The organism is Kribbella qitaiheensis (assembly GCF_014217565.1).
In the GTDB taxonomy this organism is placed as follows: domain Bacteria; phylum Actinomycetota; class Actinomycetes; order Propionibacteriales; family Kribbellaceae; genus Kribbella; species Kribbella qitaiheensis_A.
Genome location: NZ_CP043661.1, coordinates 7,851,835 through 7,865,357 on the forward strand (window position 1 = coordinate 7,851,835; position 13,523 = coordinate 7,865,357).

Here is a 13,523-nt window from a genome sequence, read left to right on the forward strand (position 1 = left end):
GTCACTCACCGGTACCAGGACGGTAGCGGGATGACCCGGACCACCTGCGGGTCGTGGTCGCTGATCTGGTCGGGGAACTCGGCGTTCATGTGCACGATGTCGTACGCCGACGCCGGCTGCAGGTTCTTCGACATCAGGATCTGGTCCAGGATCTGACTGTTCCCCTCGAACACGTAGCTGTAGCGCTGCGCCAGCGGCAGTGTCTTCGGCAGGCTGATCAGGCCGGTCTTGCCCGCACCGATCAGGATGTCCGCGGTCTCGGAGAAGTCGAAGTCGTTCAGGTCGCCGAGCACGATCACGTTCGCGCCGATGTCCTTGGCCAGGATCTGGTCGACGAAGCCACGGACCGCCTGCGCCTGCTGGTGCCGCTTCGGTGCGCTCGACTGGACCGGCGGCTGGAACCGGCCCCAGAGCGGGTTGTCGCCGCCCTTGGAGCTGAAGTGGTTGACCACCACGAACAGAGACTGGCCGAGCCACGTGAACTCGCCGGCCAGCGGGACGCGGGTCGCGGCCCAGGCCGGGTTCGCCGGGTCGACGCGGCCAGGAGAAGAGCTCAGATGCGGCCGGCCGAAGCGGTCTGTGGTGATCGTGGTGGCCGTGGTGGAGCCGCCGCCGGCCCGGTCGATGAACTTGACCGGCCGGTCGGTGCGGTACATGAACGCGACCCGGATGTTGCCGCCCGGCTCGCCACCCTCGGCATTGTTGACCGGATCGATCTCACGCCACGCGTACTTCGGGCCGCCGGCGTTCACGATCGCCGCGGCCAGGGTGTTCAGGGTGAGGTCAGCGGCAGTGCTGCCTGAGTTCGTAGCGCCGTCATTGTCCTGCACTTCTTCGAGTCCGAGGATGTCTGGTGAGGCGAGGTTCTTCACCACCGCCTGGGCCAGCCCGTCGAACTTGGCGGGGCCGTCGGACGGGTCCAGGTTCTCCACGTTGAACGTCGCCACCGAGACCTGCAGCACAGAGGAGGGCGTCGTCTTCTCACGCTGGACCCCGCCGTCGATGACGGTCGGCGTCTGCGTGACGAGGAACTTGAAGTTGCCGAAGCCGTAGTCCAGAACGCCGGTCACGGTGCCGGCGAGTTTGTCACCGGTCTTGGCGTCCGGGATAGGAGCCAGCACATCGTCGAGCAGGATCCGCTCGGGGTTGCTGTCGGTCTTCTGCAGCAGGATGCCACCACGTACGGTCCGGACACTCGAACCTGCCGGTACGACGGAGAGCTCACGGAAGGAGCTGGTCGGTCCCGTCACCTCGGGGGAGTCGATGCCCAGCCACATGCCTTCCATGGACTCCCAGAAGTCCAGGCCGTCGGTGGCCGGCTCGAACGTGCCGGTGGTCTCGACGTCGCCGGTGGAGTCGTCGTCGATCACGGTCGACGGGGGAACCCGGCCGCCCGGGCCGACGATGGTGGCCGCCGGAACCGGCGCGGTGCCGGTGACGGTGATCGTCGGGTTGGTGATCTCGGTCGTGGTCAGGTTCGTGGTGCCGCCGGAGCCGCCGGGGCGGAACTCGGCGACCGTGCCCTTGACCGCGACAGCGTCACCGACGGCGACGGTCGGGGCCGAGCTGGTGAAGACGAACACGCCTTCGCTGGTGGCCGGGTTGTCGTCGGGCTGCGAGTCCTGGAACCAGAAGCCGTTGGCGCTCTTCGCGGTCACCACGCCGGTGACGTTGCCGACGAGCTTGCCGGTCAGCGGGGACCGGTGCGCGGCGCCTTGGATGTCGTGGATCTTCGCGTCGATCGGGTCCGGGGCCGGCGGCGTCGTGGTCAGCGTCTTCGGCGACGGGTTGACGGCCTCGAACTCGGTGGCGTTGTTGTCGGCGTCGACGGTCGGCACCTTGCGGGTCGCCGAAGTGGTGTTCGAGGTCCCCGGAGCCGGTGCGGTCTCGGCGTCGTTCGCAGCGCCGTAGCCGACGAAGTCGACGACACCGGCGGCGGCGGCGCAGCCCGTAGTACAGGTCAGGCTCGTCGTGGAGGTGACCAGGGCGACCTTGCCGGAGGCGGCGGACATGTTCACGCTGCCGGTGGCGTCGGGGGCCGGCAGTGGCAAGCCGTTGGCTCCGCCGGACGCGCCCTGGGCGAGGTAGGCGCCGCCGGGAGCGATCGTCCCGGTCAGGTTGATCTTGTTGGTCCACGAGACGCCCGCGGACGAGGCGTACTGGAGCGACCAGCCGGTCACGTCGACCGGGGAGCTGCTGTTGTTGGTCAGCTCGATGAAGTCGTTCGTGTACGGCGCGCCGGAGTTACCGCCGCCGCCGTACACCTCGGTGATGACCACGGTGGACGAGGCGGCGAGTGCAGGCGTGGCCGCGATCGCGGCGACTCCTGACACGACGAGGCTTGAGGTGATCACCAGGGCGCCCAGGCGGCGCCGTGATCGATTGTGGGCAGACATGTGCCGGATTCTCACACCGCTACCAGACCCCGCCAAGAGCCAACAGGTGAACAGCAGGAACTAGCCGACAAGGCAGGGGTGATCATTCGAAGCGAGGACGCGAAAGGCCCTCCGGCAATGTCCAGAAAAGCACCCGATCCCGCACAGCGTCGCCTTCCAGGGTGGGTTCGTCGGTGGGCGGAATCTTTTGTGGCGTATGCGCGGACCTGTTTCCAGCCAAGCCCTACCCAGCCCCCTTCGGCCCCGACCGGCCTCGCCTGCCTCGCCTGCCTCGCCGGCCTCGCCTGCCTCGCCTGCCTCGCCGAGGCAACTCCCGGCCGACTCGCGGGTGGACCGATCACCCAGCGAGGCAGTGGTCGGCAACCGTCCGTTCTGCAACCAACCGGTCATCCCCGTCCACGCCTGATCCGGACCGGTCTCGCCCGGATCGGCCTTGGACCGGTGCCTTGATCCGATCCGGCTCGGGACCACTGCCTGGCTGGAGATACCGGCTCCCGGCCACCTGCTCCCGGAGTCGGTGGCGCCCTCATCGGCCGGTCGTCAGGCGCTACCGGGCGAACACCCTTAACCCGTTCGACGGAAGTGGGTCCGTGTTTGCCGCTGCCGACCTGCTCCAGGCGACCTGCTCCCGCCGACCTGCTCCAGCCGATCCGGCGGATCAAAGGGGCGAATGACCTCGAGGGCATAGGGAACCTCGGACACCTTGTCGGGTCCTCGGACAAGGTATGTGGTGTCCGAGGACCCCGAGGTGGTGTCCGGGGACCCCGTGTGGTGTCCGGGGACCCCGTGTGGTGTCCGAGGACCCGAGGTGGTGTCCGGGGACCCGGGTGGTGTCCGGGGATGCCGGGCATGTGCGCTGATGGAAGCGGGAACTTTCGCCGGGTCCTGTCCGCCCCAGTGGGACATGACCCGGCGGAGTCAAACGATCAGTTCAAACACCAGTAGAGCAGGTGCGTCAGTTGACGCTCACCGCGGACCAGGCGGCGGCTACGGCAGCGCGCTCCGGGCTGTTGGCGCCGTACAGGTCGGTGGCCGCGCTCAGCGTGCCGGTCCGGGCCTGTGCGTAGGTGGTGCCGGTGGTGAAGTACGTCGTCAGCGCGCGGTACCAGATCTTGCCGACCTTGTCGTGACCGATGCCGCCCACGGTCGAGCCGTTGCAGGTGGGCGAGTCGTGCGGCAGGTTGCCGATGACCTTGGCGCCGCTGCCCTCGGACGCGAGGTAGACGAAGTGGTTGGCGATACCGGACGAGTAGTGCACGTCCAGGTTGCCGACACCCGAGGAGTAGCAGTCCGGCGAGTTGCCGTCCTTGCTCGGCTTGTCCATGAACCGAAGGGCCGGCCGGTCTTTCATGATCTCTTCGCCGATGTAGTAGTCGCCCGGGTCGTTGCCGTTGCTGGAGTAGAACTCGACCATCGTGCCGAAGATGTCGCTGGTGGCCTCGTTCAGGCCGCCGGACTCACCGGAGTAGGTCAGGTTCGCGGTCGCCGAGGTGACGCCGTGGGACATCTCGTGACCGGCCACGTCGATCGAGACGAGCGGTCCGGCGACGACGTTGTCGCCGTCGCCGTACGTCATCTTCTTGCCGTCCCAGAAGGCGTTCACGTAGTTCGTGCCGTAGTGGACCCGGCTCGGAACACCCTTGCCGTCGTTGAAGATGCCGTTCCGGCCGTGAATGTTCTTGTAGTAGTCGAACGTCGTCGCGGCGCCGTAGTGCGCGTCGACGGCGGCGGAGGCGCGGTCGGAGTTCAGCCCGGTGCCCCAGTGGTTGTCGGCGTCGGTGAACTTGACCGCGACCGGGCAACCGAAACCGAACAGCTGGCACAGGATCGAGTCGGTCTTGTTCTGGGCGTCCTGGGTGACCCCGCCACCGCGGACCCCGTCCGTGAGGGTGAAGCCGCCTGTCGCCGCAGTGGTGTCGATCGGCACCGTGCCGGAGTACAGGCTCTTGCCGTCGCCGGTCACCGTCTCGATGTGCTGCTCACTGATCAGCTTCGCGCCGGTCAGGGCATCGATCGTGGTGGTGATGTTGCTCGGTGTCCCGTCGGCCTGGGTGCCGACCGTGGTGACCTGGTAGGCGAGTCGCGGCGCGCCCTTGCGGGCCTCGATCACCAGGCTGGGCTTGCCCTCGGTCTGGTAACCCTTACCGAGCGCCTTGCCGGTCGCCGAGGCGACGCTGATCTTCGGCGTCCGGTCGACGTTCGCGGACTTGGCCAGGGTCAGGCTCGCACCCTTCCAGGCGCCGTCCTTGGCCTGGTGCACCACGACATCGCCGCCGAGTACCGGCAGCCCACCGATGCTGCGATCCATCCGGACGTGGGTGGAGCCGTCGGCGTCGACGATGACATCCCGTACTGCGAACGCGTCGGCTCCGGTGGCGCGGAGGGTCCCCAGGTTCTGGGTGATGGCGGCCTTGGCCCGGGCGACCGCTGTGGCGGGGGTCGGACCCGGGTCGGCCTTGGGCGCTCCGGACGCCGTACTGGCTCCGGTCAGCCCCAGGGCGGTTGCTGTGGCCACTGCGGTAGCAGCGGCGAGCAGGGCGGATCTGTTCATCCTCGTGCTCCTTCAAGAGTGTCCCGGGGGCCTCACGCCCCAGGAACGAGGTGCAGGAACGTTACCGCTCAGTCACCTAGGGTGGCCAGAGCTTGAGAAAAGTTCTCTTTTCCGCAGGCTGATGACGAATTTGGTCCGAGCGGCCCGGTAACGTCGCCGTCATGGCGGCGACGAAGGCAATCGAGCTGGAGGTCGCGGGGCGGACGGTCCGGGTCAGTAACCCGGACAAGCCGTACTTCGCGGACCAGGGTCTGACCAAGTTGGACATCGTGAACTACTTCATCGCGGTCGGCGACGGCATCCTGGGCGCGCTCAGGGACCGGCCGACCACACTCGAGCGCTGGCCGGGAGGCTGGTTCGAGGGCGCGAAGCTGTCCACCCGGATGGACAACAAGGGCGACGCGTTCTACCAGAAGCGGGTCGCCAAGGGCGCTCCCGACTGGGTCGAGACGGCCACCATCAAGTTCCCGAGCGGCCGGCCTGCGGACGAGGTCTGCCCGACCGAGCTGGCCGTCGTCGCCTGGGCGGCGAATCTCGGCACGCTGACCTTCCACCCCTGGCCGGTCCGCCGGCCCGAGCTGGACTCGCCCGACCAGCTCCGGATCGACCTGGACCCGCAGCCGGGGACCGATTTCAAGAGTGCGGCCGCAGTAGCTCCGGTACTCCGTGAGCTGCTGGCTGAGCACGGCCTGGAAGGGTTCCCGAAGACTTCCGGCGGGCGTGGTCTGCACGTCTACGTGCCGATCGAGCCGCGCTGGACCTTCGTCGAGGCCAGGCGCGCGGTGATAGCGCTCGGGCGGGAGCTGTCGCGCCGACTTCCGGACCAGGTCACCGTCAACTGGTGGAAAGAGGAGCGCGGCGAACGCGTCTTCATCGACTACAACCAGATGGCCCGCGACCGGACGATCGCTTCGGCGTACTCCGTGCGCGCGAACGCGCGCGCTCGGGTCTCGGCCCCGCTGCGCTGGGAAGAGGTCGATCAGGTCGTCCCGGACGACTTCGACGTCCTCACCATGCCGGCCCGCTTCGCCGCGGTCGGCGATCTCCACGCGGCGGTCGGCGAGAAGGCGTTCTCCCTGGAATCACTCCTGGAGCTCTCCGCCAAACGTGAACGCGACCACGGCGAAGGCGAGATGCCCTACCCGCCGGACTACCCGAAGATGCCCGGCGAACCGCCACGGGTCCAGCCCTCCAAGAAGGTCGAGGGCCACTGGGACGAGAGCGGAAACCGGATCGAGAAGGCCCAGCCGGAGGCTGACTAGAGGGTGCGGAGGGCGCCGCCGTCGATCGGGATCATCGCGCCGGTGAGGTAGGAGGCGACGGGGGACAGGACGAAGGCGGCGACGCGGCCGAATTCGTCCGGAGTGCCGTAGCGGCGGAGTGGGATCGTCTTCTCCGCGGCGCGACGGGCCGCTTCGGGATCGCCGCCTTTGCCGTCCAGCTCTTTCAGCCGGTCGGTCGCGATCCGGCCGGGGAGCAGGCCGTTCACCCGGACGCCGTTCGGGCCGAGCTCGTCGGCGAGCGTCTTGGCCACCATCGCGAGACCGGGGCGCAGGCCGTTGGAGATCGCGAGTCCGGAGATCGGCGACTTCACCGACGACGAGAGCACGAACGCGATCGACGTACCGTCGGTGCCGGCCCGGGCCACCGAGCGGGCGATCCGCAGTCCACCCAGGAACACGCTGTCGAAGGCTGCTCGCCAGTCGGCCTCGTCCGTGTCCAGCGCGGTGCCGGGACGCGGCCCGCCGACGCTGATCAGCGCGCCGTGCAGCTTGCCCCACTTGGCGATCGCGGTCGCGGCCAGCCGCTCGGCGCTCTCCGGATCGGCGTTGTCCACCGGGATGCCGACCACCTGGTCGCCGAGTTCGGCCGCCGCGCGGGCGATCGACTCCGCGTTCCGGCTGGAGATCACCAGCCGGGCGCCTTCGGCCGCGAGGGCCTTCGCGGTGGCGAAGCCGAGCCCACCGCTGGCGCCGGTGATGATGTAGGTGCGATCACGCAGTCCGAGGTCCACGAACACCATCCTGCCGTACCGCACCAGGCCCCGCCTGCCGCGCGCGCCACCGAAGCTGGCATCGATCTCATTCGGCGGACAGTCGTCTCACAAACGCGGATGTGGAGCAGTCTGCGGAGTTGGCGCGGTCGCTGGGATCACCCGACACGCCGATGCGTTGTGGCCGACAGCAAGCAGGCCGTACGACGAGCGGGACGTCGTTGCGGAGGGCAACCGCGGACAGGAGCCGCGATCCCCAGGAGGTCAGTCGATCGAGTGATCGGTCGAGACAAGCTCGGCCGGCTCGGATCCGCCGGCTTCCGCGACCTTGTCCTCCTGAACGTCCCGGCGGGAGAAGTAGAACAGGCCGCCGATGGCCATCAGGGCGAAGAAGAACCACTGCAGCGCGTAGAAGAAATGTGGCCCGTCGTCGATCTCGGGCCCGGGGAACCCGTCGAAGGCAGAGTCCGCCGCGGGCTCCTGCCGGTCCACGGTCACATACCCGTCGTACAGGCTGAGGTCGAGTGCCTTGCTGAAGTCCGGCCCATTGATCAGCCGGGCGGTCCCGTCCACCGGTACGCCGCCGCTCGTGTGGCCGCCCTGCTCACTACGGCGCAGCCGGCCGGTGACGGTCACTTCGCCACTCGGGACGGCCGGGACGCTGGTGGGAGCCAGCTCACCGCCCTGACGCGGGAGGAAGCCACGGTCGACCAGGATCGCGGTCCCGTCGGTCAGCATCAGCGGGGTGACGATCTCGAAACCGGGACGGTCGGAGATGTTCCGGTAGCGGATCACCACCTGCTTGGCGGCGTCGTACCGGCCGGTGACGACCACAGTGCGCCAGTCGTGCTGCTGGCCGACCACGCGATCCGGACCGACGATTTCCGCTACCGGGGCCGGGGGAGCGGCCAGGTTGGACCTGGTTACCTCATTGCGGCTCTTGCGCTCGTCCAGCCGGTGCAATTGCCATCGGCCGAGCTGCACACACACGCCGGCCAGGAGCAGCACCAGTAGCGCGGTGACGATCCATCGCGGGTTCAGCAGGGTGTTCGATGCGCTGTGTGGGGCTCGGGGCACAGTTCGAACTTAAGCCATCGGCCGAAATGCCCTGCGCGCGCCCGCGTACCCTGGTGGAATGACCAGGCCGAGCACTTCGCCACCGGGCCTCGCCGACAACTACGGCCGGGTGGCCACTGATCTCCGGGTGTCACTGACAGACCGGTGCAATCTCCGCTGCACCTACTGCATGCCCGAGGAGGGCCTCGAGTGGCTCGCCAAGCCGGAGCTGCTCACGGACGACGAGGTGGTCCGGCTGGTTTCGGTGGCCGTCACCCACCTCGGCGTCGACGAGATCCGCTTCACCGGTGGCGAGCCACTGCTCCGCCGCGGCATCGTCGGCATCGTCTCCCGTACGACGCAACTGCGGCCTCGTCCCCAGGTATCGCTCACGACCAACGGCATCGGCCTCGCCCGACAGGCCGAAGCGCTCCGGGAAGCCGGCCTCGACCGGGTGAATGTGAGCCTCGACACGGTCCGCGCGGACACCTTCGAGCAGATGACCCGACGGGATCGTCTGAAGGACGTCCTCGCGGGTCTGGAGGCCGCTCAGCGGGTCGGGCTGACCCCGGTGAAGGTGAATGCCGTCCTGATGCGCGGCGTGAACGACGACCAGGCGGGTGAACTGCTGCAGTTCTGTCTCGACCACGGCTACGAGCTGCGTTTCATCGAGCAGATGCCGCTGGACGCCCAGCACGGCTGGAGCCGGGACACGATGATCACCGCCGACGAGATCCTCGAGATGCTCGGCGAGCAGTTCGGCCTGGAGCCGGTCGACGCCGCGACCCGCGGCAGTGCGCCGGCGGAGTCCTTCACCGTCCGGGGCGGGCCGGCGACGGTCGGCATCATCGCCTCGGTGACCAGGCCGTTCTGTGGTGACTGTGACCGGGTCCGGCTGACGGCCGACGGTCAGGTCCGGGATTGTCTCTTCGCACGGACAGAATCCGATCTCCGGACGGCATTGCGGGCCGGTGCGCCGGACGCGGAACTTGCCGACCGGTGGCGCCGGGCCATGCGTGGAAAACTACCGGGCCACGGCATCGCCGATCCGAGCTTCCTGCAACCCGCCCGGCCGATGTCGGCGATCGGCGGCTGACATTCTGAACCGGAAATTTACTTTTTCCGCTGTAACGCCGACTTTCAGCCGGTGAATGGCTCGACCTCGCGCAGGAAAGAACGCAGCGCGAGGAAGTCGGACAGGCTCTCCTTGTGCTGGTCACAGGCCAGCCAGGTCTTGCGCCGGTCCGGCGTGTGGATCTTCGGGTTGTTCCAGCGCAGCGCCCACTGGGCCGGCTGACCGCATCCCCTTGCTGAGCAGTTGGACGGCAGCACTTCGTCGGTCATCCGAGGGGTTCTCCTGGCTTCGTGTCCTGGGAATCGAACCCAGCTCTCCAGGTAATTGTCCCTGATGGCTCAATAATCAAAAGCCTGGGGGAAATGAAGCGACGTCGGACAGCCACGGGGGGAGCCGTCCGACGCCGCATCAAGGCCCTGAATTCCATCCATGAACTTCAGAGCACGCAGATTCTGACACGGATCAGTCTTGAGAATCCAGTCCCGGCGAAGATCACTTTTCGGTGTCGTGACCGGGGCCCGGATCACGGATCACATCCGGCCTCCGGAAGGACGTGGAATCGTCACCAGAGTCCGGGCCGATCTGGGGTCGCGTGGGTGCCACGTAGGACTGCCCCGGATCCACCTTGGTGGTCTTGCGGGCGTTCGCCAGCACCACTGCCACCGAGGGCAGGAACACCGCGCCGACCAGGAACACCCAGCGCCACGGCGACGGGGTGACCACCGCCAGCACGAAGCAGACGATGCGGAGCGACATCATCCACGCGTACCGCACGATCCGGCTCTCGAGGTCCGCGGAGGCGCCCGGTTGTGCACTGGTCACCGAGATGACCGTTTCGTCGGGCCGTTCACTGCGTCGCGACATCTATTCTCCTCACCAAGACCAACGGTACGCCGGGCTCGAAGAACCTATGCGTACCCCGGCGAAGGGGAACTGAGATGACGGATCGCACCTACCGGGTGACCGAGATCGTCGGCACCTCCAAAGAAGGCATCGACGCGGCGATCACCAACGCGATCAGCCGGGCCCGGCGAGACGCTGCGGCACCTGGACTGGTTCGAGGTGACCCAGATCCGCGGCCACATCGTCGACAACGCGATCGACCACTACCAGGTCGGTATGAAGGTCGGTTTCCGCCTCGAGGACTCCTGACCGCGGTCCGGCGAACGGCTGCGATACCGTTCGTGCGGCAGTGCCGTTGAGGGCAGCTGCCCGGCTTAGTGAGGAGACGTAGACGTGTCGAGATCGGTACTGGTCACCGGCGGCAACCGGGGCATCGGACTGGCCATCGCGACCGCCTTCAAGGAGGCGGGCGACCAGGTCGCGGTGACCTACAACAGCAGTCCGCCGCCGGACGGTTTCCTCGCGGTGAAGTGCGATATCACCGACGCCGAGCAGGTCGAGGCGCTCTTCGAGACGATCCAGGCCGAGCACGGCCCGGTCGAGGTGCTGGTCGCGAACGCCGGCATCACCCGCGACACGCTGCTGCTGCGGATGTCCGACGACGACTGGGACTCGGTCATCGCCACCAACCTGACCGGCTCGTTCCGGGTCGCCAAGCGGGCGGCCAAGGGGATGCTCCGGCTGCGCCGCGGCCGGATCGTGTTCATCTCCTCGGTCGTCGGCCTGCTCGGCTCACCCGGTCAGGTGAACTACGCCGCCAGCAAGTCCGGCCTGATCGGGATGGCCCGGTCGATGGCCCGCGAACTCGGCAGCCGTGGCATCACCACCAACGTGGTCGCGCCGGGGTTCGTCGAGACCGACATGACCGCGGTACTGCCGGAAGAGACCCAGAAGCAGTACCTGGGCCAGATTCCGCTCGGCCGGTTCGGGCTGACCGAGGAGATCGCCAACGCGGTCCGCTGGATCTCCTCGGACGAGGCCGGCTACATCACCGGCGCCGTGATCCCGGTCGACGGCGGCATCGGCATGGGCCACTAACCCCAAACTCTCCAGGCAATCTTTCAGTCAGAAAGGGGGCATGCCGGTGGGCATCCTCGACGGCAAGCGGATCCTGGTCGCCGGAGTCACGCTCGACTCCTCGATCGGCTTCGCCACGGCCAAGGTGGCGCAGGAACAAGGCGCCACCGTGCTGATCTCGAACTTCGGCCGCGCGCTGAGCATCACCAAGCGGATCGCGAAGCGGCTGCCGGTCGAGCCGCCCGTGCTCGAACTGGACGTGACGGACGCGGACCACCTGGCCGGGCTGCCGGACGCGGTCCGCGAGCACGTCGACGGCCTCGACGGCGTCGTCCACTCCATTGCCTACGGCAATCCGGAGACGATCCTCGGCGGCAAGTTCCTGGAAGGCCCGTGGGACGACGTGTCCCGGGCGGTGCACGTCTCGGCGTACAGCCTGAAGTCGCTGGCGGTGGCTTGTGCACCGCTGATGCCGCGCGGGAGCAGCGTCGTCGGGCTGACCTTCGACGCGACCGTGGCCTGGCCGGGGTACGACTGGATGGGTGTGGCGAAAGCCGCGCTGGAGTCGACCTCGCGCTACCTGGCCCGTGACCTGGGTGCGCTGGGAATCCGCTGCAACCTGGTCTCGGCCGGCCCGCTGAAAACGCTTGCCGCGAAGGCGATCCCGGGCTTCGAGAAGTTCGAGGGACCGTGGCTGGACAAGGCCCCGCTGGGCTGGGACCCGTCCGACCTGGAGCCGACCGGCAAGACGATCGTCGGCCTGCTCAGTGACTTCTTCCCCTCCACCACCGGCGAGATCATTCACGTCGACGGTGGCTACCACGCGATGGGTGCCTAGTACTCGTGTCCGGTTCACTGGTCGAGCTCCGCGTTCTGGACGGGGCCAACCTCTACTTCAGCCGGGCGGCGGTCAAGCTCACGCTCGACCTGACCGCCCTGATCGACGCGCCTGCTCCGGCAGCCAAGGCGTATGCGTCCGCACTGGGACTCGGCGCCACCCGGCCCGGCCGGATCGGGTCGGGCTTCCGGCAGCGGTTCGCCGTCCGGGTGGTGGGGCACATCGTCCGCCGGATCTCCCGCGAAGCCGGGATCGGCCGCATCGGCGTACGGGTGCGGTCGGAGTCCGACGTGCACCGGCTGGTCGTGGCCTTCCCCTGGGCCCACGAAGGCAGGGCCCGGGCGCTCGGTGAAGCGATCGTCGAGGTCATCGACGCGTTCGGCACCGAGGGGTTGACCGAACTGGTCGGCACCGTCGGCGAACGGGTCCGGGACGAGCCGGCCGGCAACGCGCCGGCGACGTTGCGGCCGAAGATCCCGGTGGTCGCGGTCACCGGCACCAACGGCAAGACCACGACCTCGCGGATGATCGCGCACATCGGCCTGGCCGCGGGGCTGCATGTCGGCTGGTCGAGCACGGACGGCGTGTACTTCGACGGCGAGCTGGTCGAGTACGGCGACTTCTCCGGTCCGAGCGGTGCCGGTCAGGTGCTCTCGCAGCCCGGCGTCCAGCTCGCGGTGACCGAGACGGCTCGCGGCGGAATCCTGCGCCGCGGCGTCGGCGTCGCGTACAACGACGTCTCTGTGGTCACGAACGTCACCGCGGACCACCTCGGTCTCGGCGGCATCGACACGGTCGACCAGCTGGCCGAGGTGAAGGCGGTCATCACCAAGATCACCCGGCCGCGCGGCTGGTGTGTGGTGAACGGCGACGATCCGCGGACGTTCGCGATGCGGCTCGGCTCACCGGCCAAGTGCTGGGTGTTCTCCCGCGATCCCGACTCGCCGTCGATCCGGACGGTGCTGGACGAGGGCGGCCGCGCGACCACCGTGCTGGACGGCTTCATCACCGTGCTCGACAACTCCCGCGACGCCGAGCCGTTGCTGAAGGTCGTGGACGTGCCGATGACGTTGTCCGGCCTGTCCCACTACAACGTGGAGAACGCTCTCGCGGCGGCCTCGGCGGCACTCGGGCTCGGGCTGCCCCGGGCCGCGGTGATCGAGGGGCTGAGTTCGTTCACGCCGGGGGAGAACAACCCGGGCCGGATGAACATGTACACCGTCCGCGACTTCACCGTCGTGATCGACCTGGCCCACAACGAGGCCGGCCTCGAGGCGCTGCTGGAGATCATGAACGGTGTCCGCGAACCGGGCAGCCGGCTGCTGCTCGCGCTCGGTTCGCCCGGCGACCGGGCCGACGACATGGTCTCCGCGATGGGCGCGATCGGGGCCCGTGGCGCCGATCGGGTGGTGATCGGCCACAAGGGCGACTACCTGCGCGGACGGCCGCCGGAGGAGCTGGAGGCCGTCTTCCGCGCGGGCACCAGTTCGGTCGGCGTCGACGACGTACCGTCCTTCCCGACCGAGCTCGAGGCCGCGCAGGCGCTGGTGGCCGAGGCGAAGGCCGGCGACGTGGTCGCGATCATGTCTCTGCAGGATCGGGCGAGTCTTGACGCCTGGTTGCGGTCCGAGGGAGCTACCGTCGATAACCCGGAGACCTTGAAGAGCAAGGTCGAACGAGCCCAGCACTGACCC

At 68.3% G+C, this 13,523-nt stretch carries 12 protein-coding genes and 1 pseudogene; 7 read left to right on the forward strand and 6 right to left on the reverse strand.

What is annotated here, in order from left to right; translation table 11 throughout:
• Window positions 1-5: 5 nt before the first annotated feature.
• Together F1D05_RS37130 and F1D05_RS37135 are read right to left on the reverse strand one after the other, a co-directional pair.
• On the reverse strand, window positions 6-2,396 hold the full coding sequence (locus F1D05_RS37130; RefSeq protein WP_185444894.1) for a lamin tail domain-containing protein: 2,391 nt from the start codon (window positions 2,394-2,396) through the stop codon (window positions 6-8).
• Between the two features lie 955 nt (window positions 2,397-3,351).
• Window positions 3,352-4,947: a M4 family metallopeptidase gene (locus F1D05_RS37135; RefSeq protein WP_185444895.1), complete on the reverse strand. Its 1,596-nt coding sequence runs from the start codon at window positions 4,945-4,947 to the stop codon at window positions 3,352-3,354.
• A 161-nt stretch (window positions 4,948-5,108) separates the two neighbouring features.
• Here F1D05_RS37135 and ligD point away from each other — a divergent pair, with 161 nt between their 5' ends.
• Complete coding sequence (gene ligD, locus F1D05_RS37140; RefSeq protein ID WP_185444896.1) at window positions 5,109-6,209, forward strand: non-homologous end-joining DNA ligase; 1,101 nt, start codon at window positions 5,109-5,111, stop codon at window positions 6,207-6,209.
• On the opposite strand, the gene F1D05_RS37145 is transcribed toward ligD, so the two are convergent.
• The gene (locus F1D05_RS37145; RefSeq protein ID WP_343066554.1) at window positions 6,206-6,985 is read right to left on the reverse strand and encodes an SDR family oxidoreductase; all 780 of its coding nucleotides are present in this window, start codon (window positions 6,983-6,985) and stop codon (window positions 6,206-6,208) included. The genes ligD and F1D05_RS37145 overlap by 4 nt on opposite strands.
• Before the next feature lie 219 nt (window positions 6,986-7,204).
• Window positions 7,205-8,017: an SURF1 family cytochrome oxidase biogenesis protein gene (locus tag F1D05_RS37150; RefSeq protein ID WP_246486280.1), complete on the reverse strand. Its 813-nt coding sequence runs from the start codon at window positions 8,015-8,017 to the stop codon at window positions 7,205-7,207.
• A gap of 58 nt (window positions 8,018-8,075) precedes the next feature.
• Here F1D05_RS37150 and moaA point away from each other — a divergent pair, with 58 nt between their 5' ends.
• Window positions 8,076-9,092: a GTP 3',8-cyclase MoaA gene (gene moaA / locus F1D05_RS37155; RefSeq protein ID WP_185444897.1), complete on the forward strand. Its 1,017-nt coding sequence runs from the start codon at window positions 8,076-8,078 to the stop codon at window positions 9,090-9,092.
• A 44-nt stretch (window positions 9,093-9,136) separates the two neighbouring features.
• On the opposite strand, the gene F1D05_RS37160 is transcribed toward moaA, so the two are convergent.
• The gene (locus F1D05_RS37160; protein WP_185444898.1) at window positions 9,137-9,340 is read right to left on the reverse strand and encodes a hypothetical protein; all 204 of its coding nucleotides are present in this window, start codon (window positions 9,338-9,340) and stop codon (window positions 9,137-9,139) included.
• Between the two features lie 223 nt (window positions 9,341-9,563).
• Window positions 9,564-9,935: a DUF3099 domain-containing protein gene (locus tag F1D05_RS37165; RefSeq protein ID WP_185444899.1), complete on the reverse strand. Its 372-nt coding sequence runs from the start codon at window positions 9,933-9,935 to the stop codon at window positions 9,564-9,566.
• A 74-nt stretch (window positions 9,936-10,009) separates the two neighbouring features.
• On the opposite strand from F1D05_RS37165, the pseudogene F1D05_RS43350 reads away from it, so the two are divergent.
• The 5 genes and pseudogenes from F1D05_RS43350 to F1D05_RS37185 form a co-directional block, all read left to right on the forward strand.
• Window positions 10,010-10,066, forward strand: a pseudogene (locus tag F1D05_RS43350) (dodecin); the annotation flags it as partial.
• 67 nt (window positions 10,067-10,133) lie between these two features.
• Window positions 10,134-10,223 carry a dodecin domain-containing protein gene (locus F1D05_RS43355; protein ID WP_281388876.1) on the forward strand — a complete coding sequence of 30 codons (90 nt, stop codon included), beginning with the start codon at window positions 10,134-10,136 and terminating at the stop codon, window positions 10,221-10,223.
• Between the two features lie 84 nt (window positions 10,224-10,307).
• Window positions 10,308-11,012 carry a 3-oxoacyl-[acyl-carrier-protein] reductase gene (fabG, locus tag F1D05_RS37175; RefSeq protein ID WP_185444900.1) on the forward strand — a complete coding sequence of 235 codons (705 nt, stop codon included), beginning with the start codon at window positions 10,308-10,310 and terminating at the stop codon, window positions 11,010-11,012.
• A gap of 46 nt (window positions 11,013-11,058) precedes the next feature.
• Window positions 11,059-11,829, forward strand: a complete 771-nt coding sequence (fabI, locus tag F1D05_RS37180) for an enoyl-ACP reductase FabI (protein WP_219733029.1) — start codon at window positions 11,059-11,061, stop codon at window positions 11,827-11,829.
• 5 nt (window positions 11,830-11,834) lie between these two features.
• On the forward strand, window positions 11,835-13,520 hold the full coding sequence (locus F1D05_RS37185) for a Mur ligase family protein (RefSeq protein ID WP_185444902.1): 1,686 nt from the start codon (window positions 11,835-11,837) through the stop codon (window positions 13,518-13,520).
• The last annotated feature ends 3 nt before the right edge of the window (window positions 13,521-13,523 follow it).